The sequence below is a fragment of the Streptomyces sp. NPDC059248 genome, from assembly GCF_042753905.1.
Taxonomy (GTDB): Bacteria; Actinomycetota; Actinomycetes; order Streptomycetales; family Streptomycetaceae; genus Streptomyces.
Genome location: NZ_JBHYZV010000086.1, coordinates 1 through 23,051, shown reverse-complemented (window position 1 = coordinate 23,051; position 23,051 = coordinate 1). Strand labels below are relative to the sequence as shown.

At 72.4% G+C, this 23,051-nt stretch carries 20 protein-coding genes; 8 read left to right on the top strand and 12 right to left on the bottom strand.

Going from position 1 to position 23,051, the window contains the following annotated elements:
* Positions 1–26 precede the first annotated feature (26 nt).
* Both ACFXG1_RS28105 and ACFXG1_RS28100 read right to left on the bottom strand, forming a co-directional pair.
* Positions 27–965, bottom strand: coding sequence for an ATP-binding cassette domain-containing protein (locus ACFXG1_RS28105; protein WP_384711302.1), 939 nt, complete (start codon positions 963–965; stop codon positions 27–29).
* Positions 966–1,089: 124 nt separating this feature from the next.
* Positions 1,090–1,731 (bottom strand): PadR family transcriptional regulator, encoded by a 642-nt coding sequence (locus ACFXG1_RS28100; RefSeq protein WP_384711299.1) that lies wholly within the window; start codon positions 1,729–1,731, stop codon positions 1,090–1,092.
* Between the two features lie 86 nt (positions 1,732–1,817).
* On the opposite strand from ACFXG1_RS28100, the gene ACFXG1_RS28095 reads away from it, so the two are divergent.
* Positions 1,818–2,552, top strand: a complete 735-nt coding sequence (locus ACFXG1_RS28095; protein ID WP_384711297.1) for a bleomycin resistance protein — start codon at positions 1,818–1,820, stop codon at positions 2,550–2,552.
* Positions 2,553–2,617: 65 nt separating this feature from the next.
* Here the strand turns inward: ACFXG1_RS28095 and ACFXG1_RS28090 are convergent, their stop codons facing one another.
* From ACFXG1_RS28090 to ACFXG1_RS28080, 3 genes are all read right to left on the bottom strand, one after another.
* A complete protein-coding gene (locus tag ACFXG1_RS28090) occupies positions 2,618–3,175 on the bottom strand; it encodes a DinB family protein (protein WP_384711294.1) in 558 nt (185 codons plus the stop codon).
* A 143-nt stretch (positions 3,176–3,318) separates the two neighbouring features.
* Positions 3,319–4,776: an aldehyde dehydrogenase family protein gene (locus tag ACFXG1_RS28085; protein WP_384711291.1), complete on the bottom strand. Its 1,458-nt coding sequence runs from the start codon at positions 4,774–4,776 to the stop codon at positions 3,319–3,321.
* A 297-nt stretch (positions 4,777–5,073) separates the two neighbouring features.
* Positions 5,074–5,958, bottom strand: coding sequence for a helix-turn-helix domain-containing protein (locus ACFXG1_RS28080; RefSeq protein ID WP_384711287.1), 885 nt, complete (start codon positions 5,956–5,958; stop codon positions 5,074–5,076).
* Positions 5,959–6,365: 407 nt separating this feature from the next.
* On the opposite strand from ACFXG1_RS28080, the gene ACFXG1_RS28075 reads away from it, so the two are divergent.
* Positions 6,366–6,998, top strand: coding sequence for an ATP-binding protein (locus ACFXG1_RS28075; RefSeq protein ID WP_384711284.1), 633 nt, complete (start codon positions 6,366–6,368; stop codon positions 6,996–6,998).
* Between the two features lie 273 nt (positions 6,999–7,271).
* Here the strand turns inward: ACFXG1_RS28075 and ACFXG1_RS28070 are convergent, their stop codons facing one another.
* On the bottom strand, positions 7,272–7,514 hold the full coding sequence (locus ACFXG1_RS28070) for a DUF397 domain-containing protein (protein WP_384722624.1): 243 nt from the start codon (positions 7,512–7,514) through the stop codon (positions 7,272–7,274).
* Between the two features lie 383 nt (positions 7,515–7,897).
* Positions 7,898–9,949 (bottom strand): FUSC family protein, encoded by a 2,052-nt coding sequence (locus tag ACFXG1_RS28065; RefSeq protein ID WP_384745060.1) that lies wholly within the window; start codon positions 9,947–9,949, stop codon positions 7,898–7,900.
* A gap of 157 nt (positions 9,950–10,106) precedes the next feature.
* On the opposite strand from ACFXG1_RS28065, the gene ACFXG1_RS28060 reads away from it, so the two are divergent.
* Positions 10,107–10,715 (top strand): helix-turn-helix domain-containing protein, encoded by a 609-nt coding sequence (locus ACFXG1_RS28060; RefSeq protein WP_384718544.1) that lies wholly within the window; start codon positions 10,107–10,109, stop codon positions 10,713–10,715.
* Positions 10,712–12,064, top strand: a complete 1,353-nt coding sequence (locus ACFXG1_RS28055) for an MFS transporter (protein ID WP_384718542.1) — start codon at positions 10,712–10,714, stop codon at positions 12,062–12,064. The genes ACFXG1_RS28060 and ACFXG1_RS28055 overlap by 4 nt, the downstream gene beginning before the upstream one ends.
* 32 nt (positions 12,065–12,096) lie before the next feature.
* On the opposite strand, the gene ACFXG1_RS28050 is transcribed toward ACFXG1_RS28055, so the two are convergent.
* Together ACFXG1_RS28050 and ACFXG1_RS28045 are read right to left on the bottom strand one after the other, a co-directional pair.
* Positions 12,097–16,557, bottom strand: coding sequence for a hypothetical protein (locus ACFXG1_RS28050; protein WP_384745058.1), 4,461 nt, complete (start codon positions 16,555–16,557; stop codon positions 12,097–12,099).
* Positions 16,558–16,578: 21 nt separating this feature from the next.
* Positions 16,579–17,046, bottom strand: coding sequence for a CU044_2847 family protein (locus ACFXG1_RS28045; RefSeq protein WP_384720165.1), 468 nt, complete (start codon positions 17,044–17,046; stop codon positions 16,579–16,581).
* A 256-nt stretch (positions 17,047–17,302) separates the two neighbouring features.
* Here ACFXG1_RS28045 and ACFXG1_RS28040 point away from each other — a divergent pair, with 256 nt between their 5' ends.
* On the top strand, positions 17,303–18,136 hold the full coding sequence (locus ACFXG1_RS28040; protein WP_384720167.1) for an alpha/beta fold hydrolase: 834 nt from the start codon (positions 17,303–17,305) through the stop codon (positions 18,134–18,136).
* Positions 18,137–18,323: 187 nt separating this feature from the next.
* On the top strand, positions 18,324–19,139 hold the full coding sequence (locus tag ACFXG1_RS28035) for a hypothetical protein (RefSeq protein ID WP_384745055.1): 816 nt from the start codon (positions 18,324–18,326) through the stop codon (positions 19,137–19,139).
* A gap of 61 nt (positions 19,140–19,200) precedes the next feature.
* On the opposite strand, the gene ACFXG1_RS28030 is transcribed toward ACFXG1_RS28035, so the two are convergent.
* The gene (locus ACFXG1_RS28030) at positions 19,201–19,428 is read right to left on the bottom strand and encodes a DUF4287 domain-containing protein (RefSeq protein ID WP_384720171.1); all 228 of its coding nucleotides are present in this window, start codon (positions 19,426–19,428) and stop codon (positions 19,201–19,203) included.
* A gap of 131 nt (positions 19,429–19,559) precedes the next feature.
* On the opposite strand from ACFXG1_RS28030, the gene ACFXG1_RS28025 reads away from it, so the two are divergent.
* The gene (locus tag ACFXG1_RS28025) at positions 19,560–20,024 is read left to right on the top strand and encodes a GNAT family N-acetyltransferase (RefSeq protein WP_384720174.1); all 465 of its coding nucleotides are present in this window, start codon (positions 19,560–19,562) and stop codon (positions 20,022–20,024) included.
* A 339-nt stretch (positions 20,025–20,363) separates the two neighbouring features.
* Here the strand turns inward: ACFXG1_RS28025 and ACFXG1_RS28020 are convergent, their stop codons facing one another.
* Complete coding sequence (locus ACFXG1_RS28020) at positions 20,364–20,939, bottom strand: isochorismatase family protein (protein ID WP_384720356.1); 576 nt, start codon at positions 20,937–20,939, stop codon at positions 20,364–20,366.
* Positions 20,940–20,968: 29 nt separating this feature from the next.
* Positions 20,969–22,156: a ferric reductase-like transmembrane domain-containing protein gene (locus ACFXG1_RS28015; protein WP_384720354.1), complete on the bottom strand. Its 1,188-nt coding sequence runs from the start codon at positions 22,154–22,156 to the stop codon at positions 20,969–20,971.
* Positions 22,157–22,340: 184 nt separating this feature from the next.
* Here ACFXG1_RS28015 and ACFXG1_RS28010 point away from each other — a divergent pair, with 184 nt between their 5' ends.
* On the top strand, positions 22,341–22,973 hold the full coding sequence (locus ACFXG1_RS28010) for a hypothetical protein (protein WP_384720352.1): 633 nt from the start codon (positions 22,341–22,343) through the stop codon (positions 22,971–22,973).
* The last annotated feature ends 78 nt before the right edge of the window (positions 22,974–23,051 follow it).

The following is a 23,051-nucleotide window of genomic DNA, read 5'->3' as shown; positions in this document are numbered from 1 at the left end:
GTCGCTCAGGAACAGGTTCACGGGGGTCACCCGGCCTCCTTCTCGGTCAGTCGCAGGAACACCTCGTCGAGGGTGGGGCGGCGGACGGTGATGTCCTCCGCCTCGATCGACGCGTCCTGAAGGGCGCGTACGGTCTCGGTGAGCGCGGCCATCCGGTCGGCGACCGGCGCGCTGAGGAGCCGCCGGTCCTCGTCGAGGGTCGCGTCGGCGCGGAACGGCAGCAGTGCCGTCAGCCGTACGAGATCGGCGGCGTCGCGCAGGACGACGTCGATGCGGTCGGAGCCCAGGTCGGCCTTGAGCCGGTCGGCGCTGCCCTCGGCCACGACCCGGCCGTTGTCGATGACCGAGATCCGGTCGGCGAGCTGGTCGGCCTCCTCCAGGTACTGGGTCGTCAACAGGACCGTCGTACCGCCGCCGACGAGGGACCTGACCGCGTTCCACACCTCGGTACGACCCCGGGGGTCGAGTCCGGTGGTGGGCTCGTCCAGGAAGAGGACGGCGGGCTCGGTTATGAGCGACGCGGCCAGATCGAGCCGCCGGCGCATACCGCCGCTGTACTTCTTCACGGCCCGCGTACCGGTGTCGGCCAGGCCGAACCGGTCCAGCAGTTCATCGGCCCGCGCCCCGGCCCGGCGGGCGCCCAGATGGTGGAGGCGGCCGAACATCTCCAGGTTCTGCCGGCCGCCCAGCTCCTCGTCGAGCGCGGCGTGCTGGCCCAGCAGCCCGATCCTGCGGCGGACCCGGGCCGCGTCGGTCCTGACGTCGAGCCCGGCCACCCTGACCTCGCCCGCGTCGTGCCGGAGCAGGGTCGACATGATGCGGACCGTGGTGGTCTTGCCCGCGCCGTTGGGGCCGAGTACGGCGTGGACGGTGCCCTCGGCGACGGCCAGGTCGAGTCCCGCGAGCGCCCGCAGCGCTCCGTAGTCCTTCTGTACGCCGTCGAGTGTGATCACGTCTCCGGGCATCTGCGCACCCCTCCCGAAATCCAGTAGTCAAAGTTGACCACGAGAGGAGGAAACCATAGGAGCAAGGGTTAGTCAAACTTGAATAGTGACTCAAAGGAGAGGGCGGCCGCCGCCGCCCGCCCCGCTACTCCGCGTCGCCCCGGTGCGGCACCCCCGTCGCGTAAGGGTTCTCCTCACCCTCCAGAAGGACCCCGCGGAACGGCTCGCCCTCGCCCGCGAAGACGTACGCGCCGCCCTCGATCCGCCCGATCAGGGCGAGGGTCCACTCCTTGCCGAAGTCGGCGGAGGAGAGCCACAGATGCATGATCTCGCCGATATGGCCGAACTGGCCGGGCCCCTGGGCCGGGTCGTAGTAGTCGACCACCGCCGAGCGCCAGCCCTCCATCTGGGCGATCCGCTCCCTCAGCAGGGAGATCACCTCGGCGCGCTCCAGCTCGACCATGAAGCCGAGCCCGGCGGAGAGGGAGTCGGTCTTCTGGTCCCAATCGGTCAGCGACTGCCGGAGCAGGGTGAAGAACACCCCGGCGCCCTCGTCGGTGATCTCGTACTCGACGCGCGGCGGGCCGCCCGCCGTGGACGGCGCGACCTCGTGGGCGAGCAGCAGCCCCTGCTTCGCCAGCTGCTTCAGGGCGTGGTAGATCGAGCCGGGCTTGGCGTTGGACCACTCGTGGGCGCCCCAGTACTCCAGGTCGTTGCGGACCTGGTAGCCGTGCGCCCGCCCGTGCTGGCGTACGGAGCCGAGCACCAGCAGTCGGATCGCGGACATGGCGGGGTCACCTCTTTCCCGCCTCCCACCGGACGGGAGACTCATCAATTTTGACTAGAGTACTCAATTTTGAATACCCTGTCGTCATGACCGAGACGACCATCCCGCTCCTCCCGTGTCAAACCGCCCTCATGGACGACGTGGTCGCCTTCTACGAGGCCATCGGCTTCGAGACGACCCTGCGCCAGAAGAGCCCCTACGCCTTCGCCGTCGTCGAGCGCGGCACCGTCGAGCTGCAGTTCTTCGGCATCAAGGAGTACGACCCGGCCGCCTCGTACTCCGGCTGCTATGTCCTCACCGACGACGTCGAAGGGCTCCATACGGCCTTCCGCGCCGGGCTCAAGGCCGCGTACGGCCGGATACCGAGCCGGGGCCTGCCCCGGATCGGGCCCGTGAAGGACATGTCGTACGGGGTACGGCAGTTCCTGATGACCGACCCCACCGGGAACACCGTCCGGATCGGGCAGCCGACGGGTGGGGACGACACCGACAACACCAACAACACCGACGGCACCCATGGGCCGGTCCCGGAGGAGACCTTCGACCGGGCGATCCATCTGGCGGTGCTCTTCGCCGACTCCAAGCAGGATCTGCCGGGCGCGGCCCGGATGGTGGACCGGGCGCTGGCCCGCGAGGACCGCGCGCCCACCCCCGTACAGCTGCTGCGGCTGCTGGTGCTGCGCGGCGATATCGCGCACCGGCTGGAGGACGACGAGCTGGCGCGGCGGACGCTGGAGCGGGCCGCCGGGGTGGCGCTGACCGACGCGGAGCGGGAGACGGTACGGGACGACCTCGCCCGGCTCGACGAGCTGAGGGCCTGAGGGGCCACGGCGGGGCGCCGGGGCCGGGGCCCTGTCGGCGCTCCGGCCCCCGGCGGCCGTCGCCGTCATGTCGTGGCGGGCTCCGCCGCCTCGCGCTCCAGCGCCAGCAGGTCGAAGGCGTTCTTGCCGTCGAGGGACTCGCGGATGATGTCGGCGTGGCCCGCGTGCCGGCCGATCTCCTCCACCAGGTGGATGAGGAACCAGCGCATCGACACCCGCTCCCCCTTCGGGAACCACGGCGCGTCGGGCAGCGGGAAGGTGTCGTCCATCGACGGCACGGCCCGGATGAACTCCACCGTCTGGGCCTCGACGTCCGCCCAGAACGCGAGCGTCCCTTCGACGGTCTCGCCGTCCAGCAGCAGGAAGGCCTCGCCCCAGGTCTCCTGGGTGCGGGCGCGCTCGTTCTCGCGCTGCTGGGCCAGCCTGAGCCAGTTCAGCTCCACCTCGGCGACATGCTTCAGCAAGCCGCCGAGGGTGAGATCGCTGGCGCTGGGACGGCTCGTCGCCTGCTCGTGGGTGATGCCGATGACGGAGCGGCGGATCGCTCCGCGCTGGGCGTCGACGAAGGCGAGCAGCGCTCCGCGCTCGTCGCCGGGTGCTTCCGAGGGAACGTGAGTGACCATGGGTCTCCGCCTTCCGGGCGCTTTCAAGGAGAGGCTCGCCCCCTCCGTCCGACACCGCAAACGCTACGGGCCGATGAGGACAGCAGCTGTCCTCATCGACCCGTGGGAGTGCCGTGTGACGACGGCCCTCGGGCGCAGCGCGCTCAGAAGGGGAACCGGGAGCGGCCGTGCTGGACCGAGATCCATTTCTGGGTGGTGAACGCCTCGATCATCGACTCGCCGTTCAGCCGTCCGCTGCCGGAGTGCTTCTCGCCGCCGAACGGCACGATCGGCTCGTCGTGGACCGTGGAGTCATTGATGTGGATCATCCCGGTGTTGATCCGCTTGGCGACGGAGACCCCGCGTTCCAGATCGGCGGTGTGGACCGCGCCGCTGAGGCCGTAGGGGGTGTCGTTGGCGATCCGGACCGCCTCGTCCTCCCCGTCGAAGGGGACGATCAGCGCCACCGGGCCGAAGATCTCCTGGCCCAGGACCGGGGAGTCGGTGGCGAGGCCGGTCAGTACGGAGGGCTCGACCAGATTGCCGTCCGAGCCGCCGCGCAGCAGCGCCGTCGCGCCCGCCTCCACGGTCTGGTCGACCAGGGTCGTGACGGCGTCCGCCTGCCGGGAGTTGATCAGCGGGCCGATATGGGTGGCCGGGTCGGCCGGGTCTCCGACCTTGAGCGTCCGCACCTTGGCCACGAACTTCTCGGTGAACTCCTTCTCGACCTTCCGGTCGACCAGGACCCGGTTGGCGGCCATACAGACCTGGCCCTGGTGGACGAAGCGGCTGAAGACCGCCGCGTCGACCGCGTAGTCGATGTCCGCGTCCTCCAGCACGATCAGGGCGCTGTTGCCGCCGAGTTCGAGGATGGCCCGCTTGAAGTTGGCGGCGCAGACCGTGGCCACATGCCGGCCGACCTTGTCCGAGCCGGTGAAGGAGATCGCCTTGGGCACCGGGTGTTCGATCAGCGCGTCGCCGATCTCCGCGATATCGGTGATCACCACATTGAGCAGCCCCGGCGGCAGCCCGGCGTCCTCGAAGACCTTGCCGACCAGGGAGCCGCCGCAGATCGGCGTGTTCTGGTGGGGCTTGAGGACGACGGCGTTACCGAGCGCGAGCGACGGGGCGACGGACTTGATGGAGAGCAGGAACGGGAAGTTGAAAGGGCTGATGACCCCGACGACCCCGACCGGGAGGCGGTAGACGCGGTTCTCCTTGCCGTCCACCGGGGAGGGCAGGATCCGGCCCTCGGGGCGGAGCGACAACTGGATCGCCTCGCGCAGGAACTCCTTGGCGAGATGGAGTTCGAAACCGGCCTTGATATGCGTCCCGCCGAGCTCGGCGATGATGGCCTCGGTGATCTCGGCCTCGCGGTCCTCGATGATGCGCAGGGCGTTCTCGAAGACGGCACGACGGGCATAGGGATTGGTCTCCGCCCAGGCGGGCTGCGCCCGTTCCGCGGCCCGGTACGCCTGGTCCACCTCGACGGCGGTGGCGACCGGAATGGAAGCCAGCTTCTCCCCGTTGAACGGGTTGAAATCGATGATGTCCCAGGAGCCGCTCCCGGGCCTCCACTCGCCGTCGATGTACTGATGGGCGAGCTCGGTGAACAAGGACATGGTGATCCGATTCCTTAGCCTCGGGTGCCCCGGGAGCGCATGAGTGGTCGTGTCGCTGATGTCACGTCACTATACGGTCGCTTTACCGGAGTTGGTGTAGACCACGGCAGTAAAAACTGTGCCGGACAAGGGTTCGGGACGCACGGCGGACGCGCCGCCGGGACACGGGGAAGGCATACGGGGGAAGGCATACGGGGAGAAGACCCCGGGCCGGTGCGGCGGCCGGGGGCCGTCGTCGAGGTCGCGGGACAGCTGCCGGACGGCCGGGCGGAACGGCCGTCGCGATCCGCGCGGACCTCAGGTCAGTTGCAGGAGTCCCCGCAGGATGTCCCGGCTCTCGACCGGGTCGGGGCTGTCCTGCTGGAGGCGCTTCATCGCCTTCTCGTAATGGAGCACCTCTTCGCCCTTGTCGATGTAGAGGGCGCTGGTGAGCTGCTCCAGATAGACGATGTCGGAGAGGTCCGACTCCGGGAAGCGGAGCATGGCGAAGGCGCCGCTCTCGCCCGAGTGGCCGCCGAAGCTGAAGGGCATCACCTGGAGGGTGACGTTCGGCATCTCCGAGATCTCGATCAGATGCCTCAACTGGCCCTGCATCACCGCCCGGTCGCCGTAGGGGCGGCGCAGCGCCGCCTCGTCGAGCACGGCGTGGACGTGCGGGGCGCGCTCGGAGACCAGCACCTTCTGGCGTTCCAGACGCAGGGCGACCCGGCGCTCCACATCGGCCGGGGTGACATCGGGGGCACCGCCCCGGACGACGACGGCGTGGGCGTACGCCTCCGTCTGGAGCAGTCCGTGGACGAACTGCACCTCGTAGATGCGGATGAGGGAGGCGGCGGCCTCCAGACCGATATATGTCTGGAACCAGCCGGGCAGTACGTCGCCGTACCGTTGCCACCAGCCCGCGATATTGGCCTCTTTGACCAGTCCGAGCAGCGCCTCCCGCTCGGTCTCGTCGGTTACTCCGTAGAGCGTCAGCAGGTCCTCGACGTCCCTCGCCTTGAAACTCACACGACCCAACTCCATGCGGCTGATCTTCGACTCCGATGCGCGGATCGAGTAGCCGGCCGCCTCACGGGTGATGCCGCGCGACTCCCGCAGCCGCCGCAGCTGTGAACCCAGCAGGATGCGCCGCACCACGGATCCGCCACCCGGGCCCTGAACCCAGGACTCACCTGCGGTCACGACTCGACCCTCCCCATCCCTCTGTCCGTCCTGTCGCACGACGTGCCGGCAGCCCCGGCTCCTCGGTTCCGGTGCTCCGGCCTGTTCCCCGTAGCTCCATCTCTACAGGTTCTTCACCACAGCGTGGAGTACCCCCGGACTCCAAGTGCCGGATTCTGCCACCAAAACACTCCGGCCCGTACTCACCCGGTTACGGAAATGGGAAGCACTTGGGGAGACCATGAAACAGATGAGAGGAAGATATCCACCGCAATCCCAACAAGAAGGGACAGGAGGCCCACGTGCACGTGCATCTGCCCTTGCATCTGCCCTACGCATTGGGAACCATGGTCCCCGCGCACCTGCGTGCCCGTTCGTGTTGAAACGTCACTGAAGCGTCACAGCCGCGATTCCCGGGAGTGCCTCGCATGGGGACGAATGGATCGACCATGCTCGAGCCTTTGAGGCAGGGGCCTCCACCCATGGATCCCGCGAGCGCGCTCGGCTCGGCAGCCTGCTCGCTCTCCGCCCGCTACGAGGCGGTGCGCGGGGCGCGCCAGTTCACCGGGTCGACCCTCAAGGGCTGGGATCTCCACGACCATTTCGACGATGTCGCCCTGGTCGTCTCCGAGTTGGTCACCAACGCGCTGCGGCACGCCCTGCCGGACGAACCGGCGCGGGAGACCTGTCTGCCGCCGGTACGGCTGCATCTGATGCGCTGGACCGGCCGGCTCGTGGTGGCGGTACGCGACCCCAGCGCGCAGGGCCCCGGCTCGGGCGCCGCCGTGCGCCCGGGGGCGTACGGCGGACCCGGACACGACAGCGGTACCGGTTCGGGGGGCAGCACACGGAGCGGTCCGACCCGGATGGGCACCTTGGACCGGCTTGAGGAACTCGACGACGTCGAGGGGTTCGACAGTCCCTTTCCCGACCCCGACGGAACGGCCGAATCCGGTCGGGGACTCTTCCTGGTCGACGCCTATGCCGACAGCTGGGGATGGCATCCGCTCGCCGGAGCGCTGCACGGCAAGGTCGTGTGGGCGCTGTTCAGGCTGGCTTGAGCGGCGCGGGGCCGGGCTGAGCGCGTTGGGGGCGCGCCTCCCGGCCAGGGGGAACGGGTCCGCCCGAGGGCGGACCCGTTCCCGTGACGGCGCCCGATCCTGTGATGGTGCCCGCTCCCGTTCCCGTTCCCGTTCCCGTGGCGGTGCTCGTTCCCGTGGCGGTGCTCGTTCCCGTCCTTCCCCGTTCTTTCCCGGTGGCGTCCGGAGTCCCGGGGGCGTCCGGGGCCGCGGGGGTGACCGCGGCCCGGACCGGGCCGTGTCCGCGGGCGGGCGTCAGCTCTCCGCGACGAGATGGTCGAACTCGCCGTCCTTCACGCCCAGGAGCATCGCCTCGATCTCCGCGGGCGTGTAGACGAGCGCCGGTCCGTCCGGAAACCGGGAATTGCGGACCGCCACCCTCCCTCCCGGCAGCTTGGCGAATTCCACGCAGGAACCCTGGGAATTGCTGTGCCTGCTCTTCTGCCAGACGACCCCGTGAAGCTCCGCGGCCGCCATGCCGTTGTACGCGTGGTGCACGAGTAGCTCCCGAAGTACAAGGTGCATGTGTCAACAGTCGGGGATCATAGCTGTGTTTCACGTGCGAATGCATGAGCGTTCGCACGGGCATATGCACGTGCACGCGGGGTGGTGTTCCGGTTACGCAGGTGAAGTGCGTTCCGGTCGCGGCCGGCCGTCCCACGGCCGCGGCCCGGATCCGTACGGACCGAATCCCTCGTACACAGGGAAGACGCGTAAGGGGGCTGTCAGGCTCCCGATTTCACGTAACAGTCCGGTCGGTCGCCCGGAAGCCGGGTGCGCCGGGCGCCGCCGGGGCGCGATACGCGCCCGCCCGGATCCCGTCCGGCCGGATCGCGTCCACCCGGATCGTGCCCGGCCGCGCCGCGCGGGGGTGGCTCTTATCACCGTGATCGTTCCCCCTTCGGCGGTAGCGCGTCGGCGAGTTCGGTGAGCGCGTCGCCGATCAGGGCGGCGCCGGGTTCGAGGACGTCGTGGGCGTCCTCCCAGCGCGTCAGCGCCTCCCGGACCCGCCCCCATTCGGGCCGCCGCCGCTCCCGGACCGCCCGTGCCGCGCGCTCCGCGTCGGCCCGCAGCGCCTCGGCCAGCTTCGCCGCGCCCGGGACCGGCGCGTCGCCGTGCGCGGGCAGATGGGCCTCCAGCAGCATCGCGCCGCGGCCGATCTCCCCGAGTGCCTCCCCGGCGGCGTCGGCCGCGGCGTGCGAGAGGCCCCGGCTCCGTACGGGCTCGTCCGCGGCCCGCGCCAGCGCGTCCCGCCAGGCGATCCGGGCGTCCCGGGCGGCCAGCAGCGCCTCCCGGATCTCCCGTTCCGCGGCCTCCGGTTCGGTCGGGTCGGCGTAGTGGTCGACCACGGCGGCGGCGTACCGGCAGTCCGCCAGCAGCCAGTCCGCGAGCCGGTTGCGGAGCCGGGGGGTCTCCCACGCCGGGTAGAGGGCGTACGAGAGCATCGCCAGCAGCCCGCCGATCAGGGTGAGGACGATCCGCTCCGGCACGGTCTGGCCGGCTTCCTCACCGCCCATCCACAGCAGACAGACGACATAGGCGGAGATCCCGACATTGGCCGCCGCGTACCCGGTGCGCAGCACGAGATACGTACCGAAGGCGGCGAGTACCGCGAGGGCCGCGGCCGCGTAGGGACCCGGGTCGAGGGTCTCCACCAGGGCCGTCGCGACGGCGACGCCGATCAGTGTGCCGCCGAAGCGGGCGACGGAGCGGCCGTACGTCTGCGAGAAGTCGGGCCGCATCACCATCACGGCGGTCATCGGCGCCCAGTAGCCGTGGCCGAGCGGCAGGGCCGTGCCCGCCAGATAGCTCGCGACGACGACCGTCGAGACCCGGACGGCGTGCCGCAGTACGGGTGAGCCGCGCCGCAGTTCGGCCCGTACGGTACGGGCGGCGCCGGGCAGCAGTCGCAGCAGGGACGGCCGGTCCCGGAACCCCGCCTCGCCGCCCTCGCCGCGCGCGGTCTCGGTGACGTCGGCAAGGAGCGCGGCAAGACGGAGTGCGGCCCGGCGCGGTGGTCCGGTGAGGATCGCGCCGGTGTCGGGGGTGCGGAGGGCGGCGAGCGCGGGCGCGGCGAGACGGGGCGGTTCACCGTGCCGTACGGCCTGCGCCGCGGCGTCGAGCACGGTCGCGGCGGCGGCCAGCAACTCCCGTACGCGCTCCCGCGCCGGACCCTCGTCGGGTACCCCGAACGCGGGGTCGGCCAGCGACGCGAGCACGGGCCGCAGCCGCTCGGCGATCCCGCGCGCGCCGTGCAGTTCGGCGGGGCGGCGGCGGGCCTGCCGGGGGCTGACGGCGGCGGCGCTGCGGGCCAGCATCAGCGGGGCAGGATCGAAGGCGGCGGTCGGGTCGCGCCGCAGCCTGCGGGCGTAGTCCGCCTCGGCGGCGAGCGCGTCGGCCAGGGCGTCGCGCTGCGCGCCCCAGGGCCGTACCGGCAGCAGTACGATCAGCGCCGCCTGGACGACCCCGCCCGCGGCGATCACCGCGGCGTGACCTGCGGCGGTGGCGACGGAGGTCGGCAGGGTGATCGTGACCAGCATGATCGCCACATTGGACGAGGCGATGATGCCGACGGTCGGCCCGAGTGCCCAGGCGAGACCCGACGCCAGGGTCCAGACCGCGATCAGGGCCGTGAACAGCACCAGATGACCGACCGTGAGATAGCCGACGAAGGTGGAGACGGCGAGCGATCCGCCGGAGGCGAGGGCGAGCACGGGCCGGGGGCGCCAGCTCCGCTGGAAGGTCGCGATCACGGCCTGGAACGCCCCGAACGCCGAACTGACGGCGGCCAGCGGGCCGAAGAGGGCGAGTGTGCCCCCGACGACGACGGCGAGACCGAGGGCGCCCCGGAGCGCGAGGAGGGGTTCGAACCCGGAGCGGTCGACGGCGAGTCCGGAGCGCGCGGTGTCCCTCAGCGCGCGGAACCAGGTCATGGCGCGAGGTTATATCGTCTACTTTGCACCCTTATGACGCGGCGCGCGGGACGGCGATACGGCGGGCGAGCCCGGAGCGGACGGCCGCCGACCCGATCCCGCCCGACCTCCAAATAACTGTTTGACGGTCGGGGCGGGGCGGCGGAGACTGCTCGCCATGGTCGACGCCGAGCACGATGCCGAGCACCGAAAGCCCGCCGATCTCCGCGGCTACCGCGCCCTCGCGCACCCCCTGCGCCTCCGGCTCCTCTCCCTTCTCACCGGTTCGCCCCTGAGCAGCGCCGAGGCGGCCCGCCGACTCGGTGAGTCCCAGGCGAACATCAGCTACCACATACGACAACTGCACGATGCCGGGCTCCTCGAACTGGCCGAGGAGACCAATATTCGCGGCGGACGCGCGAAGCGGTACCGGCACCCGGTGGACAGCGGCGCCGCCCTGCCCGACGGCTCGCCGGACGACCATGTCGCCGTGGCGGCCGCCCTCGCCGCGGAGATGGTGCGGCGCAGCGGCGAACGGCTGCCGGGGGTACCGGGCGATGTCACGGACGCCGAGTTGACCGTCGGCACCGGGACCTGGGAGCGGGCCCGCGCGCTCGCGGCCGAACTCGGCCGGATCGTGCACGAGGAGGCGCTGCCGCCGGGGACGGAGGGGGCGGTACGGATGAGTGCGACGGTGCTGATGTTCCGTATGACGGAGGAGGCGGATCCCGGGCCTGGCGACAGGGACGGCACCGGGGTCGGCGCCGGGCCCGGGGAGGTCCGGTGAGCGGGCGCGCCATCGCCAAAGGGGCCCTGTTCGCCCCGTTGCGGGACCGCTCGTTCCGCCATCTCGTCGCCGGGCGGACCACGACCCAGCTGGCCAACGCCATGGCCCCGGTCCTCCTCGCCTTCGCCGTCCTCGATCTCACGGGTTCCGCCGTGATGCTGGGCCTGGTGGTCGGCGCCCGCTCCCTCGCCAATGTCCTGCTCGTCCTCTTCGGCGGGCTGCTCGCGGACCGCCTCCCGAGGGCCGTGATCCTCCAGGGCGCGAGCGTCGGCGCCGCGCTCGCCCAGGCCGCCGTCGCGGTCGGCCTGCTGCTCGGCATGTCGTCGATGGGGCTGCTGGTCACCCTGAGCGTCCTCAACGGCGCGATGGCGGCGGTGTCCCTGCCCGCGACCTCGGCACTGGTCCCCCAGATCGCGCCGAAGGGCATGCTGCGCGGCTCGAACGCGGTCATGCGGATGGGCGCCAACCTCGGGGTGATCACGGGCGCGTCCCTCGGCGGGATGCTGGCGTCGCTCGCCGGTTCCGGCTGGGGTATGGCGCTCAACGCGCTGGTGTTCCTGCTGGCGGCGGTCGCGTACCACGGTGTACGGGTCCCCCGGCGCCCCCGGCTCCCCGGCGACGACGCGCCGCCGCCCCCGGCCCGTCCGCTGAAGGAACTGCGCGAGGGCTGGACCGAGTTCACGTCCCGGACCTGGGTATGGGTGGTGGTCTGCCAGTTCTTCGTGGTCAACGCGGTGATGTCCGGCGGTATCCAGGTCCTCGGGCCGGCGATCGCGGACGACACCTTCGGCCGTACGGCCTGGGGCTTCGTGCTGGCCACCCAGATGGCCGGGGCGTTCGTCGGCGGCTTCATAGTCGCCCGCTCCCGCTCCCGCCATATGCTGCGGATCGGGGTCGCGGTGATCGCCCTCGACGCCCTTCCCCTGATCGCCCTCGCCGATGCGGCACCGGTGGCGCTGCTGATGGCGGCGATGTTCGTCAACGGGATGGCGATCGAGCAGTTCGGGGTGGCCTGGGATCTGTCCCTCCAGGAGAACGTGCCGCAGGACCGTCTCGCGCGGGTGTACTCGTACGACATCCTGGGCTCCCTTCTCGCGCTGCCGATCGGCGAGATGGTCGCGGGCCCGCTGGCGGAGGAGTACGGGACGCGGGCCACGCTGCTGGGCGGTGTCGCGCTCACCACGGCGGCGACGGCGGCGGCCCTGTGCAGCCGTCAGGTGCGGTCGCTGACGGTACGGGGGGCTTCGGCTCGGGACCCGGTGGAGACCGGCGCGGGGAAACCGGTGGAGGCGCCGGGCCGGACCGACCGGCTGGACGAACCGGCCGGACCGCCGGGTCAGCCCGGCTGACGGGCCCTGTCGAAACCGCCGTACCCGCCGTATCAGCCGTACCCGCCGTACCCGCCGTATCGGCCGTACCCGCCGTCGCCCAGCAGCACCACGTCCCGGTCCACCGCGACCGCCAGCAGCCCCGGGGAGGCCCAGGCCAGGTCGGTCGCCCCGTCGGGGAGGTCGAGCAGGGCGAGGGGGCGGCCGGTGGGCCGGTGCCAGACGCGGAGGGTGTGGTCGAAGCCGAGGGAGAAGACGGCCGGCTGGCCCGCGTACCGGCCGGTGACGATCCGCCGGGGCGCGCCCCGGTGTCCGGGCATCCGGACCACCGACGCCAACCCCGTGACCGCGTCCCAGACCCTGATCCCGCCCGTGCTGTCGCCGGTCAGCGCCAACGGCGCGCCGTACCCTTCGGTCACGGTGACGCAGGTGACCGGCGCGGGGGCCGAGGCCGTCGACCGGAGGACGAGGGCGTCCTCCGTGAGCTGCCAGAAGCGGATCGTCCGGTCCCAGCCGGTGGAGACGAGATACGGCGTACCGGGGACGAACGCCAGGCCGGAGACCATCTCCCGGTGCGCCGTGGGGTGTTCGCCGACGAGGGCGCCGGTCGCCGGGTCCCAGATCGCCACCGTCTCGTGGCTGCCCGCCGCGACGACGGGCCGCCCGTCGAGCCGTCCGGTGGCGAGCGCCGTCACCCGGCCCGCGCCGATGTGGAGGGTGTGGTCCGAAGGTTCGCCGCTTTCGAGGTCCCAGAGCCGGAGGTGCCAGTCGGTGTCCGCCGCGACGAGGACGGGCCGCCGGGCGACCCGGACGACGGCGAGGGCGGAGAGCCCGGGTCGGCCGGTCGCCAGCCGTCGCAGGGTGCGGCCGGTCGCCAGATCGCGGATCCACACCTCGCCCTGCGCGGCGGCGACGACGACCCGGCGGCCCCGGATCGATCCGGTCGCCAGGGCCGTGACCGGGCCGGGGTGGCGGGCACCGGAGTCGGGGGCGGGCGGGGTGTCGAGATCCCAGACGCGTACGACACCGTCCGCGCCGCCGCCCGCGAGCAGCCGGCGGCCGTCGGAGACGGCGGGGGCGAGGGCGGTCACCGAGCGGTTGCCGCCGCCGAGCACCCGTACGGGCCGGTCGCCGCTGTCGCGCAGGGGGTGGAGGGTGACGGCCGGGCCGTGGGCGACGGCCAGCACCGGGTCGCCGTCCCGGTCGGGCAGCAGGGCCAGCGGCCCGGAGTCGTCGACGCGTCCCGTGTCCGGGTCCCGGACCGCGGTCAGTTCCTCGTAGGGGAGGTCGCCGGTGGTGTCGACGGTCCAGACGACGACCGTGCCGCGAATGGTGCGGACGGCGACCACGGCGCGCCCCGGCCGGAGGGCGTACAGGGCCATCGACCGGACCGGGCCCATGATCCGGCCTCGGGAGGACGCCACCACCAGTTCGTCGGAGTCCAGATCGATCAGCTTCAGATGGGGGCGCACCAGGGAGCCGCAGGCGATGGCGACGAGTGGGGAGCCGTACTGCTCGGGCGTCGCGTCCCGGACGTCCTCGACCCTCAGGATCCGCTCCGGGCCGTCGATCCGGAACTCCAGCGGCCGGGTGATGCCGCGACCGTGGATCGTCAGTTTCCGCCCGTCCGGGCGGAGGTATTCGTGGCCCGACCCGCCGGCCGAACCGCGCGGCAGCAGCTCGGCGAGCGGATCCGTGACCCGCTCGGTCAAGGGCGTGCGCCGCTCGGACGCCCCGGCTTCCGCCGGGAACCGCTGACCGCCGGCCAGGTCCCAGCGGGCCATGGCACCGCCGGAGGTGCCCGAGAGGACTTCCGTACGCCCCCATCGCTCCGCGGGCCGGATCACCACCCACCGCACAGGTCCCGGCCCGCCCCGCAGCACCGTCGCCGGGGCCTCCTCACCGGCCGAACCCGATGCCCACAGCGGTCTCCAGCCGTCCGCAGCGCCGCCGCCGAGCAGGGGAAGGAGTCCGGCGCGGCCCGAGCGCACCGCGTCGATCGCGAGGAGGGTACGGCGGCCGGTGGCGTCCACGGCGGCGTGCCGGATGCCCGACATCCGGTAGACGGCGGCCAGTTCGCGGGCCGTTTCGCCCCGCGCGTACTCCATCGCCAGGAACGACGGGCCCGTGTGGACGAGGAAACCGGGGTCGGCGATGAGGTCGTCCGCCCGCCCGGCCGTTTCCGCGTGGTCGAGGATGTGGCGCACGTGGTACGGCAGGGCCAGCTCCCAACGGACGTGCGCGTAGGACGAGGAGCGCAGGGGGGCGAGCAGTCCGTCGAGGACGGTACGGGCGGCGCCGACGCTGTTCCTGCTGAGCTGGTCGACCAGTTGCTGGTGGAACAGCCGGTAGAGGGTGGGGCCTTCGGGGTCGGCGGTGCGGCGCAGATAGAACACGAGCCGGTCCAGGGTGGCGGCCGTCTGCTCCGCCGTGGGCCCTTCCGGCTCCGGACCGGGGTCGGGTTCCGGTTCGGTGAGCGGGCCGTCCGGTTCCGTTGGGTACGAGCCCCGATCCCAGGCCCGGATGAACGCGGTGGCCACGGCACGGATCAGCGTCGCGGGCATCCCGGGGTGCGCGGCATGGGCGAGCGCGACCAGCAGGGGCCGGGCGAACGGGTCGTCCAGTCGATCGAGTTCCAGCTTGAGCATGTCGACGATCGTGCGCGGGGCGCGCTCGACCACGGCCGTGACCTGGTCGGGCGCGACGGGCGCGGCGGCGGCGAGCAGCTGGTGGAGATAGAGCCGGGCCAGCAGATACGGGCCGGGAGCGCCGCCGTCGGGGGGCTCGTCGGGGGTCAGGGCGGTGGCGAGTTCCGTGGCGAGCCGCTCCCGCAGCGCCGACTGGCCTCCGGAGTCGTACAGCGGCGACAGCTCCAGATGGCGGCGGACGAATCCGGCGACATCGGCGCGGAGTACGGCCGGGTCGGCGTCGTCCAGGTTCACGAGCAGGCCGTGGGCGTCGGCGTCCTCGACGATACGGGGGACGGAGTCCGTGGTGCGGGTGCCGACGAGCAGCCGGCAGATCGGCCGGGGGCCGCCCCGGCCGCGTACCACCACCCGGGTCCTGGCCAGCGGCAGCAGCAGCACCTCGACGAGTTCGCCCGGGTCGAGCGCCTCGTCCAGCGCGTCCACGACGACGGTGGGTACCGGGCCGCTCTTGTGTTCCGCGGCCCCGGTCAGCCGCCGTACCAGCTCGGCCGGGGTCAGACCCCCCGGCGGTACGGAGGAGAGCCTGAGCTGGCGGGCGATCGAGGTCGCGAGGCGGCCCGCGTCCCGGCCCCGGGCGTGGACGGCGGTGAAGGCCCGCCCGCGCCCCGGGAGCCGGATCCCCGGCAGCCGCTGGAACAGCTCGTCCCGCAGCTCGGGGTGGGCGGCGCAGACCAGCAGCCCGAGCAGGGCGGACTTGCCGGTGCCGGGGCCGCCGGTGACCACGGCGAGGCTCTCCTCGCCCTCGCCGTCCACCCATGGTGTCAGCGTCTCCAGCTCCGCCGTACGCCCGCTGAACAGGCAGGTCTTGACGGACGTCTCGGAGGAAGTGCCGCCAAAGGCGCGGGTGATGTAGTGGTGGGCGTCGAGTACCGGGTCCAGTTCGGCGAGGAAGCTGCGCAGCGACTCCTCGGCCGCCAGCCGGAGCCGGGCGAGCATCGTGGGCGCGTACCGGGGATTGCGGAACAGCCGGAGCGACGGTTCGTCGCCGAGGGCGATCGGGGTGCTCTCGATGTGCTGGTCCTGAGCTTCCTCGGCCCGTCGCAGCGCGTCGAACGTCGTGCGTATCTCCCGGGTGACCAGCGACAGCGGTACGTACTCCAGCGACGCGTCGGTGTCGAGTCCGGTGGTGCGCAGCCGGTCGAGTACGAGGGCGACGGCGGCGCTGAACCTGCCGCCGTACGCCTTCTCCTTCGCGGCCGCCGCCGCCAGTACCCAGGCCCGGCGGGCCGAGGCGCCCCGGGACCCGGCGCGCAACCCGTCGATCCAGGTGGCCCAGTTCTCCCGCTGCCAGCGGACGGCGGCTCCCGCGTGGCAGACGTCGAGGAGGACGAGCGCGGCGGACCGCCGCGAAGCCTCCAGGTCCTGGAGCCAGGACTCGACGTTGAGGCCCTCGTTGGGCTTGCTGTCCGCGAGGGCGATCCGAAGGGCGCCGGTGGGGTCGGTCCAGCCGTGGCTGATGACATGGACGACGAGTCCGCCGTCGGGGTCGCCGCCGGCGACGACGTCGTCGAGGGTGTCGCGGGCGGCCGTCCGGGTGGGGTCGGCGAGCACACCGCCGCCGTGGAGGCGGTAGCCGAGTCCGGTGAGGGACGCGCCGACGGCGTCGGCGCGGGCGCGGGCGAAGTCGAGCCGGGCGTAGCCGTCGGCGCCCTCCAGCGGCACCTCGGCGTCCGGGTCGACGGTGGCCGTATGCCGGAAGTCGCCGACGGCGAGCACGAGGGCGGTGTTGGGGGCGGGGTCCGGCGCGGCCGGGGCGGGGTCCGGCGCGCCGTCCGGCGGCAGTGCCTCGTCGGAGGTGGTGGTCATGGGAAACGGAGGGCCGCCGGGTTACTGCTCCTCGGAACCGCGGTCCGGATAGGCGCTGTGCTCACGGATGCGTTCCTCCTGGATACGGCGGCGGAGTTCGCGTTCCCGCCGCGCGTACCCCGGCTCCTCGAATTCGTCCCGGAGGACGTCCACGCCGCTCCCGCCCCGCCGCTCCTCCGGGGAGTCCCACACCGCCTTGATCCGGAAGTGCCCGTCGTCCGCGTTGGCGACGACCGTCGCGCCCGCCTCCGCGCTCAGCCTGACGTTGAACTCGATGGAGAGTTCGCGCGGTCGCCGCCCGGGCCCCTGCACCAGGCTCTCCACGGCCTCCGAGACGGCCTGCCCGATGGTGCGCATGGTGTGCGAGAAGGGTGTCCTGGCCTCGTATCCGGAGGGGCCCCGGTAGGCGAGATCGACGGAGTCGTCCGCGTCGACCTCCATGTTCACGACACCGCCGTCCGACAGCCGGAAGCGGGAAACCTCGCGCATCGTTCTCCTCGTTCTCCTCGGGCGGGCGAGTCTCGGCGGCGGGCGACGGATTCGTACCGTCGGATTCGTACCATCGCCCAACATAGCGGCGCGACCGCCGTCTTGGGGACGGTGGTACGGCCCCGGACGAGCGGCCCTGACCGCGGGCCGCCGGGTTATCACCGGATGATCACCGCCCCGGAGCGATGAGTTCCCGGCCCGCCCGCGGTCTACCCCTCCGTACCGCCGAACAGCTGTTCCCGCATCTGGAGGACCCATGCCCGACAGCACCCCCGTCACCACCGGCACCCTTGAGGTCCCCGGCGCCCGGCTGCACTACGAGGTACGGGGACGGGGGCGGGGCCCGCTGATCGCGCTCGTCGGGGCGCCCATGGACGCCGACGCCTTCGCCCCGTTCGCCGAACTGCTCGCCGCCGACCACACGGTCCTCACCACCGACCCGCGCGGGATCAAACGGAGTGTGCTGGACGACCCGGAGCAGGAGTCGACGCCCGAGCTGCGGGCCGACGACCTGGCCCGGCTGATCGCCCATGTCGGCGGCGGCCCGGCCGTGGTGCTGGGTTCCAGCGGCGGCGCCGTCACGGCCCTGGCGCTCGCCCGCCACCGACCCGCCGCCGTACGGACGGTGATCGCCCACGAGCCGCCGCTGATCGATCTTCTGCCGGACCGGGACGAGCTGCGGGCCGGGACGGAGAAGCTGATCGCGACCTATCTGGACGGCGATGTCCTCGGAGCGTGGCGGCAGTTCTTCGCCCAGGCGAACATCGGCATCCCGGACCCGGTGGTCGCGGAGATGTTCGGCGGCGACCGCGACCCGGAGCAGGTGGCCGTCGAGCGGCGCTGGTTCGCCCACGAGATGCGCGGCTCCACGTACTGGTCGCCCGACCCGGCCGCCCTGCGCGCCGCCCCCTGCCGGATCGTGCTCGGCATCGGGGACGACTCCGGCGGGGAGTTGTGCGACCGTACGACCCGGGCGCTGGCGCGGGAACTCGGCATCGAGCCGACGGCGTTCCCCGGCGGCCACACGGGCTTCGTCGACGCCCCCGAGCCGTTCGCCGTCCGGCTGCGGAAGGTCCTAGACGAGGGCTGAGGGCGAGCCGCACGGACACCCCTGGACAGCGGCGGATCGCCGGGCACATGCTCCCCCACGGGTCGTCGGGGCCCGCCCGACCGGGGCGGACCCGGACGCGCAACCACCGTACGAGAGGGGCGGATCCGGGATGCGGGTACTGGGCGTGCACGGGGTCGGAAACCATCGGGAGGGCGTCGAGCCGGACGTGGCAGCGGAGCAGCTCGCCGGGGTGTGGCGGCGCCATCTGGGGCGCGGCCCGCTGGGCGCGGCGGCGGAGGCGTACGAGCTGACGGTGGCGTACTACGCGGATCTGCTCCAGGAGGCGGGCGGCCAGAGCGTCGGCGCGGTGACGCTCGACGATCTCGACGCCGAGGCCGAGGAGTTGCTGCGGGCCTGGCTCGACGAGCAGGGGCTGCCCGCCGAACCGCCGATGGGTCTGACGGCCTGGCCGTTCCGGCAGGCCCTGAGCTGGATCGCGAACCGGGACCTGCTCCCGCCGGATCGGGTGGAGACCTTTGTGGCCCGCCTCTTCAAAGAGGTCGGCGCCTATTTCTCGGCGGCGAACGGGGCCCGGCGCAGGACGGCGGCGCGCGATGTCGTCCTGGGGGCGCTGCGGGAGCGGGCGCCCCGGGTCGTGATCGCCCACTCGCTCGGTTCGGTGGTGGCGTACGAGGCGTTGTGGCGGTACGGGGACGAGGGCGGGGAGCCGGTGGATCTGCTGCTGACCCTGGGCTCACCGCTCGCGCTCCCGCACGCCGTCTTTCACCGTCTCGACCCGGCGCCCTCCGCCGACGGCGTCGGCGCCCGGCCGCCGGTGGTCCGCCGCTGGGTGAACATCGCCGACACCGGTGATCTGGTGGCGGTGCCCAGGGGCGGGGTGGCACGGCGGTTCCTCGGGGTGGACGAGGACGTCACGGAGCGGATCCACGCCTTCGACTTCCATCTGGTGGCGAACTACCTGGCGACGGGGTCGGTGGCGCGGGTCCTGGGTGCGGAGCCGGTGACCGCCGTCGCCGGATAGTCCGTCCGGCGCCTCCCGCGACGCCTCCCGCGGCGTCTCCCGCGGTGCCTCCCGGTGGCCGCTACTTCCCCGCCGCGTCCGCGTCCTCCTTCAGCGTGTGCGCGACGAGGGCGTTGGCGTGGCCGTGCCCGAGACCGTGCTCGGATTTCAGCCACGCCACCAGCTCCATGTGCTTGGTGAGCGGCGAGGACCGGATCAGCTCCTGCCATGCGGCGACGGGCCGTCCGTACTTCTTCTCGATCGCGGGAAAGTAGAACGCGGGGCCCTTGGGCTGCGCACTCTCGGTCATGAAAGCCTCCGATACGAAGGATGGTGAAGGACGGGTGGAGGCGGCCACCAGGGACGCCGGTATACATCATGACCTTCAGCACCCCGCATACTCATCGGCATTTTCGGATCCGGCATGGAAGACTTCGCGCCATGTCACATGATCATCACGAGGCGGGCGCGGTCCTCAGCGTCGGCCACCGGGACGCCGGGCTGAGCAAGGCGCTGTCGGACGGCCTCGACGAGGTCAACTTCCCCGCAACGGGCACCACGGCGGCCGACCAGACCAGCCTCTCGGTGAAGATCGTCGACGAGGCCGGCGAGTTGGTCGGCGGGCTGACCGGCTGGACGTGGGGCGGTCTCTTCGGCATCGAGATGGTGTGGATCCGCGCGGCGAGCCGCCGCGACGGCTGGGGCGGCAAGCTCCTGCTCGCCGCCGAGGAGGAGGCCCGCGCCCGTGGCTGCGACCGGGCGTGCGTCTCGTCGTTCAGCTTCCAGGCGCCGGGGTTCTACCAGCGCCACGGCTATCGGGAGACGGGCCGCACCCTGGGTTTCCCGGGCGGGGCGGAGGACGTCCATATGTTCAAGCGGCTGGCGCCCGGGGGGTCCGGCGGCTGAGCGGCCCCCTCCCTTGCGCGGAACGACAAGTCCCGTGCACGCATGGTCAAGGACACCGGCCGGCCGCCGGGTCAGTATGAGGTCGTACGCCGGCGACGTCGCCGCCGCCGGTCACGCGGGATCGACGGTGACGACGACCCCCGTCTCCGCATGGTGCCGGGCGGTCGAGGAGGAGCGCCGGGGCGTACGACGTGTTCATGGCGGCTGGGCAACGGGGGACGCCAGGACAACGTCGGACGGCCCGGCGCTCCCGGCCAGTGGACACGGCGCGCCGCCGACCCTGGCCGGTGTGCCGTCACGGCCCGGCCGGGCGACCGCCCCCGGCCGGGCCGGACCTCGTTACCGGACCTCCGGCCACCGGGTGGATTCGTCCGGCGCCGTGAAGTCGATATCGGCGGCGGGCAGGACGCGTACGGAGCGCCCCGGGTAGCGGATCGTCCGGAAGATCTCGTTGTGGTGGGCTATGGACGCGTCCGGGGCGGCGTACGGAGAGCCCTCGGGCCGCCCGGACGTCATATGGCCGTCGGCGACGAGCAGCAGGTCGTAGCCGTGGCTGAGCGCCTGGCGGGCCGCGGTGTCGACACAGATCTCGGTCGCGAACCCGGTGACGACGACCTCCGTGACGCCCAGCTTCCGCAGGACGTCGTCCAGTTCGGTCCCGAGGAAGCTGTCGGCGCCGGTCTTGTGGACGACGGGCTCGCCGTCCCCCGGGGCGACTTCCGGGGCGACCCGCCACAGTTCGGACCCGGGCTCCAGTCCGTCGCCGCGGTGCTGCACGGTCACCACCGGCACACCCGCGGCGGCGGCGCGTTCACGCAGCCCGGCGATCACGGCGAGGGTGCGGCCGGGGCGGTGGGCGACCGACACCATGGCGTTCTGGACATCGATGACGAGGAGTGCGGCTGTATGCGGCATGACCCTCACGGTAGGCCGCCGGAACGGCTTCAGTCGTGCTGATGCGTCGACGAGGTGTCCGCCGGGGGCTCCTCGCGTCCGCCGTCCCGCCCGGTGAACACCACGACCAGGATCACGGCGACGATCGCCGCCGCCGCGATCCGGCCACCCGCCCGCAGCGTCCACAGGGGGCGGGCGGCGGGCGCGGTCGCCGAGAGCGCGGGGAGGCGTTCGGAGCGGCGCGCCGGACTGAGGAGCCGGACCAGGAGAAGTGCGGCGATGGGGAGTTGGAACAGCCAGACGGTGGTGCGGAACCAGCCGTCGTACCAGACGTTGGTGCCGTACAGCAGGGTGTGCCAGACGCTGAGGACGTAGACGACGATGACGAAGCGGTGGAGGACCCGCCAGGTCTTCGGGCCGATGCGGTGGCGTACGTAGAACAGCAGACCGAGCGGAATCGCGAGATAGAGAGCGGCCTGGCCGATGGGGATGGCGATCCGGCCGGTGCCGGATTCGTAGCCGCCGGGCACGAAGGACTCGACGAACGCCGTCCAGGCCGCCCCGTACCAGGCGTCCTTGTCGTGCCGGATCAGCTCGGCGAAGAAGAGGAGGGCGTGGGCGGCGATCAGGGCGATCGTATTGAGGCTGGTGGTGCGGTGGAGCCGGGTGAGGCGGGGGCCGCTCAGGGGGAACCACGAGGGCCGGGCGCCGGAGACGAGCAGGCCCAGGATGACGGTCCCCCACGCCCACAGCAGCGCCGACCAGCCGAACGCCTGGCTCAGGAAGTAGATCCAGAAGGCGCCGGGGTCGTCGGCCATGAAGGGCATGACGGTCGCGGTGTCCGAGGCACGGGATTCCATCCGCACCCAGATCAGGGCGAACAGCGCGCCGGTGATGACGAGGGCGATCAGACCGTCGAGCCAGGCCGCGCGCAGATCGGAGCGGAGGGTGATCCGCGACGACCCGGCGGCGGGGCGGGCCGCGCCGGGGGCGTTGGGACAGGCTTTCCCGGCGGCGGTCGCGGCACACACGGCCCCGGACTCCGCCCCGGAATCGGAGTCGGACGGGGGCCGGGACGCGGGAACGGTACGGTCGCCTTCGGCTCTTTCGCCGCCGCCGTCCTCCCCTCCCGCTCCGGCGCACGGCGGCGCGGATTCCGCCACGGCGCCGCCCGGTTCCGGGGTCCGCGCCAGCTCGGGGGCGGAGTCGGGGTCCGTGCGCTCCTTGGGGGGCTGCATCGTGTCCGCTCCTTACTGAGGGCTGACGGAGGACTGTCCTCCAGTGGTCGGCCGGCGGGCGGGACGAGTTCCCCGGCTCGAATTGTGATGTGCGTCACAGGGTGTGAAGTCATGGCAAAGCATCTGATGGCTCGACATCCACGGATCGGCCGGTACTCCCTCAGGCGCCCGTCACGCTGGCACCATGAGCCGCATGGGAGCCGGATCCGCACTCCGCCTCGCCCACACCGCGGTACTCGCCGCGGTGTGCGTCGTGGTGTCCGGGGCCGGGCACACGCTCGCCTCCGGCACCTCACCACCCCCCACCTCCTACGCCGTCGCCGTACCCCCGGTCTGCCTGCTCGCCTGGCACCTCACCCGAAAGGAACGTTCCGCCGGGGCCGTCGTCTCCGTCAGCGCGCTCACCCAGGCCGCGCTGCACCTCCTCTTCGGACTCTTCCCCCACGGGGCGCCGGGCGGCGGTAAGCCCGCCCACCACGCGTCCGCGCCGGGCCCCGCGTCCGGGGTCGTCGACCCCGCCGCCCTGCTGCCCGGACTGTTCTCCACCATGACCGCCGCGCACGCCGTGGCGGGCGCGGTCTGCGGCTGGTGGCTCTGGCGCGGGGAACGCGCCCTCGCCCAACTGGCCCTGGCACTGGACCTCTTCGCCGGTGACCGCCTCCGCTTCGCCTGGACCGTGCTGCGCGGCGCGTACACCACCCCGGTACCGCGGGTCGTCCGCCCGCAGCGCGCGCGGGAGCGTCGCGTACGCCTCCCCGCGTCCCTCCTCTTACTGCGGGCCGTGACCCGCCGGGGTCCTCCGCTCCTTCCGTCCTGATCGCACCACCCCCTTCCCCAACCCCCGCCGCGACGGGGACTGCTCGGACGCGAAGGACCCATTTGTCATGCTCTATTC

What these genes read in the sequence shown, in the direction of transcription:
- ACFXG1_RS28025 (WP_384720174.1), top strand. Translation starts at nt 19,560, where the DNA reads ATGTCACATGATCATCACGAGGCGGGCGCGGTCCTCAGCGTCGGCCAC.
- ACFXG1_RS28105 (WP_384711302.1), bottom strand. Translation starts at nt 965, where the DNA reads ATGCCCGGAGACGTGATCACACTCGACGGCGTACAGAAGGACTACGGA.
- ACFXG1_RS28095 (WP_384711297.1), top strand. Translation starts at nt 1,818, where the DNA reads ATGACCGAGACGACCATCCCGCTCCTCCCGTGTCAAACCGCCCTCATG.
- ACFXG1_RS28020 (WP_384720356.1), bottom strand. Translation starts at nt 20,939, where the DNA reads ATGCCGCATACAGCCGCACTCCTCGTCATCGATGTCCAGAACGCCATG.
- ACFXG1_RS28045 (WP_384720165.1), bottom strand. Translation starts at nt 17,046, where the DNA reads ATGCGCGAGGTTTCCCGCTTCCGGCTGTCGGACGGCGGTGTCGTGAAC.
- ACFXG1_RS28075 (WP_384711284.1), top strand. Translation starts at nt 6,366, where the DNA reads ATGGGGACGAATGGATCGACCATGCTCGAGCCTTTGAGGCAGGGGCCT.
- ACFXG1_RS28100 (WP_384711299.1), bottom strand. Translation starts at nt 1,731, where the DNA reads ATGTCCGCGATCCGACTGCTGGTGCTCGGCTCCGTACGCCAGCACGGG.
- ACFXG1_RS28050 (WP_384745058.1), bottom strand. Translation starts at nt 16,557, where the DNA reads ATGACCACCACCTCCGACGAGGCACTGCCGCCGGACGGCGCGCCGGAC.
- ACFXG1_RS28015 (WP_384720354.1), bottom strand. Translation starts at nt 22,156, where the DNA reads ATGCAGCCCCCCAAGGAGCGCACGGACCCCGACTCCGCCCCCGAGCTG.
- ACFXG1_RS28065 (WP_384745060.1), bottom strand. Translation starts at nt 9,949, where the DNA reads ATGACCTGGTTCCGCGCGCTGAGGGACACCGCGCGCTCCGGACTCGCC.
- ACFXG1_RS28040 (WP_384720167.1), top strand. Translation starts at nt 17,303, where the DNA reads ATGCCCGACAGCACCCCCGTCACCACCGGCACCCTTGAGGTCCCCGGC.
- ACFXG1_RS28085 (WP_384711291.1), bottom strand. Translation starts at nt 4,776, where the DNA reads ATGTCCTTGTTCACCGAGCTCGCCCATCAGTACATCGACGGCGAGTGG.
- ACFXG1_RS28030 (WP_384720171.1), bottom strand. Translation starts at nt 19,428, where the DNA reads ATGACCGAGAGTGCGCAGCCCAAGGGCCCCGCGTTCTACTTTCCCGCG.
- ACFXG1_RS28010 (WP_384720352.1), top strand. Translation starts at nt 22,341, where the DNA reads ATGAGCCGCATGGGAGCCGGATCCGCACTCCGCCTCGCCCACACCGCG.
- ACFXG1_RS28090 (WP_384711294.1), bottom strand. Translation starts at nt 3,175, where the DNA reads ATGGTCACTCACGTTCCCTCGGAAGCACCCGGCGACGAGCGCGGAGCG.
- ACFXG1_RS28060 (WP_384718544.1), top strand. Translation starts at nt 10,107, where the DNA reads ATGGTCGACGCCGAGCACGATGCCGAGCACCGAAAGCCCGCCGATCTC.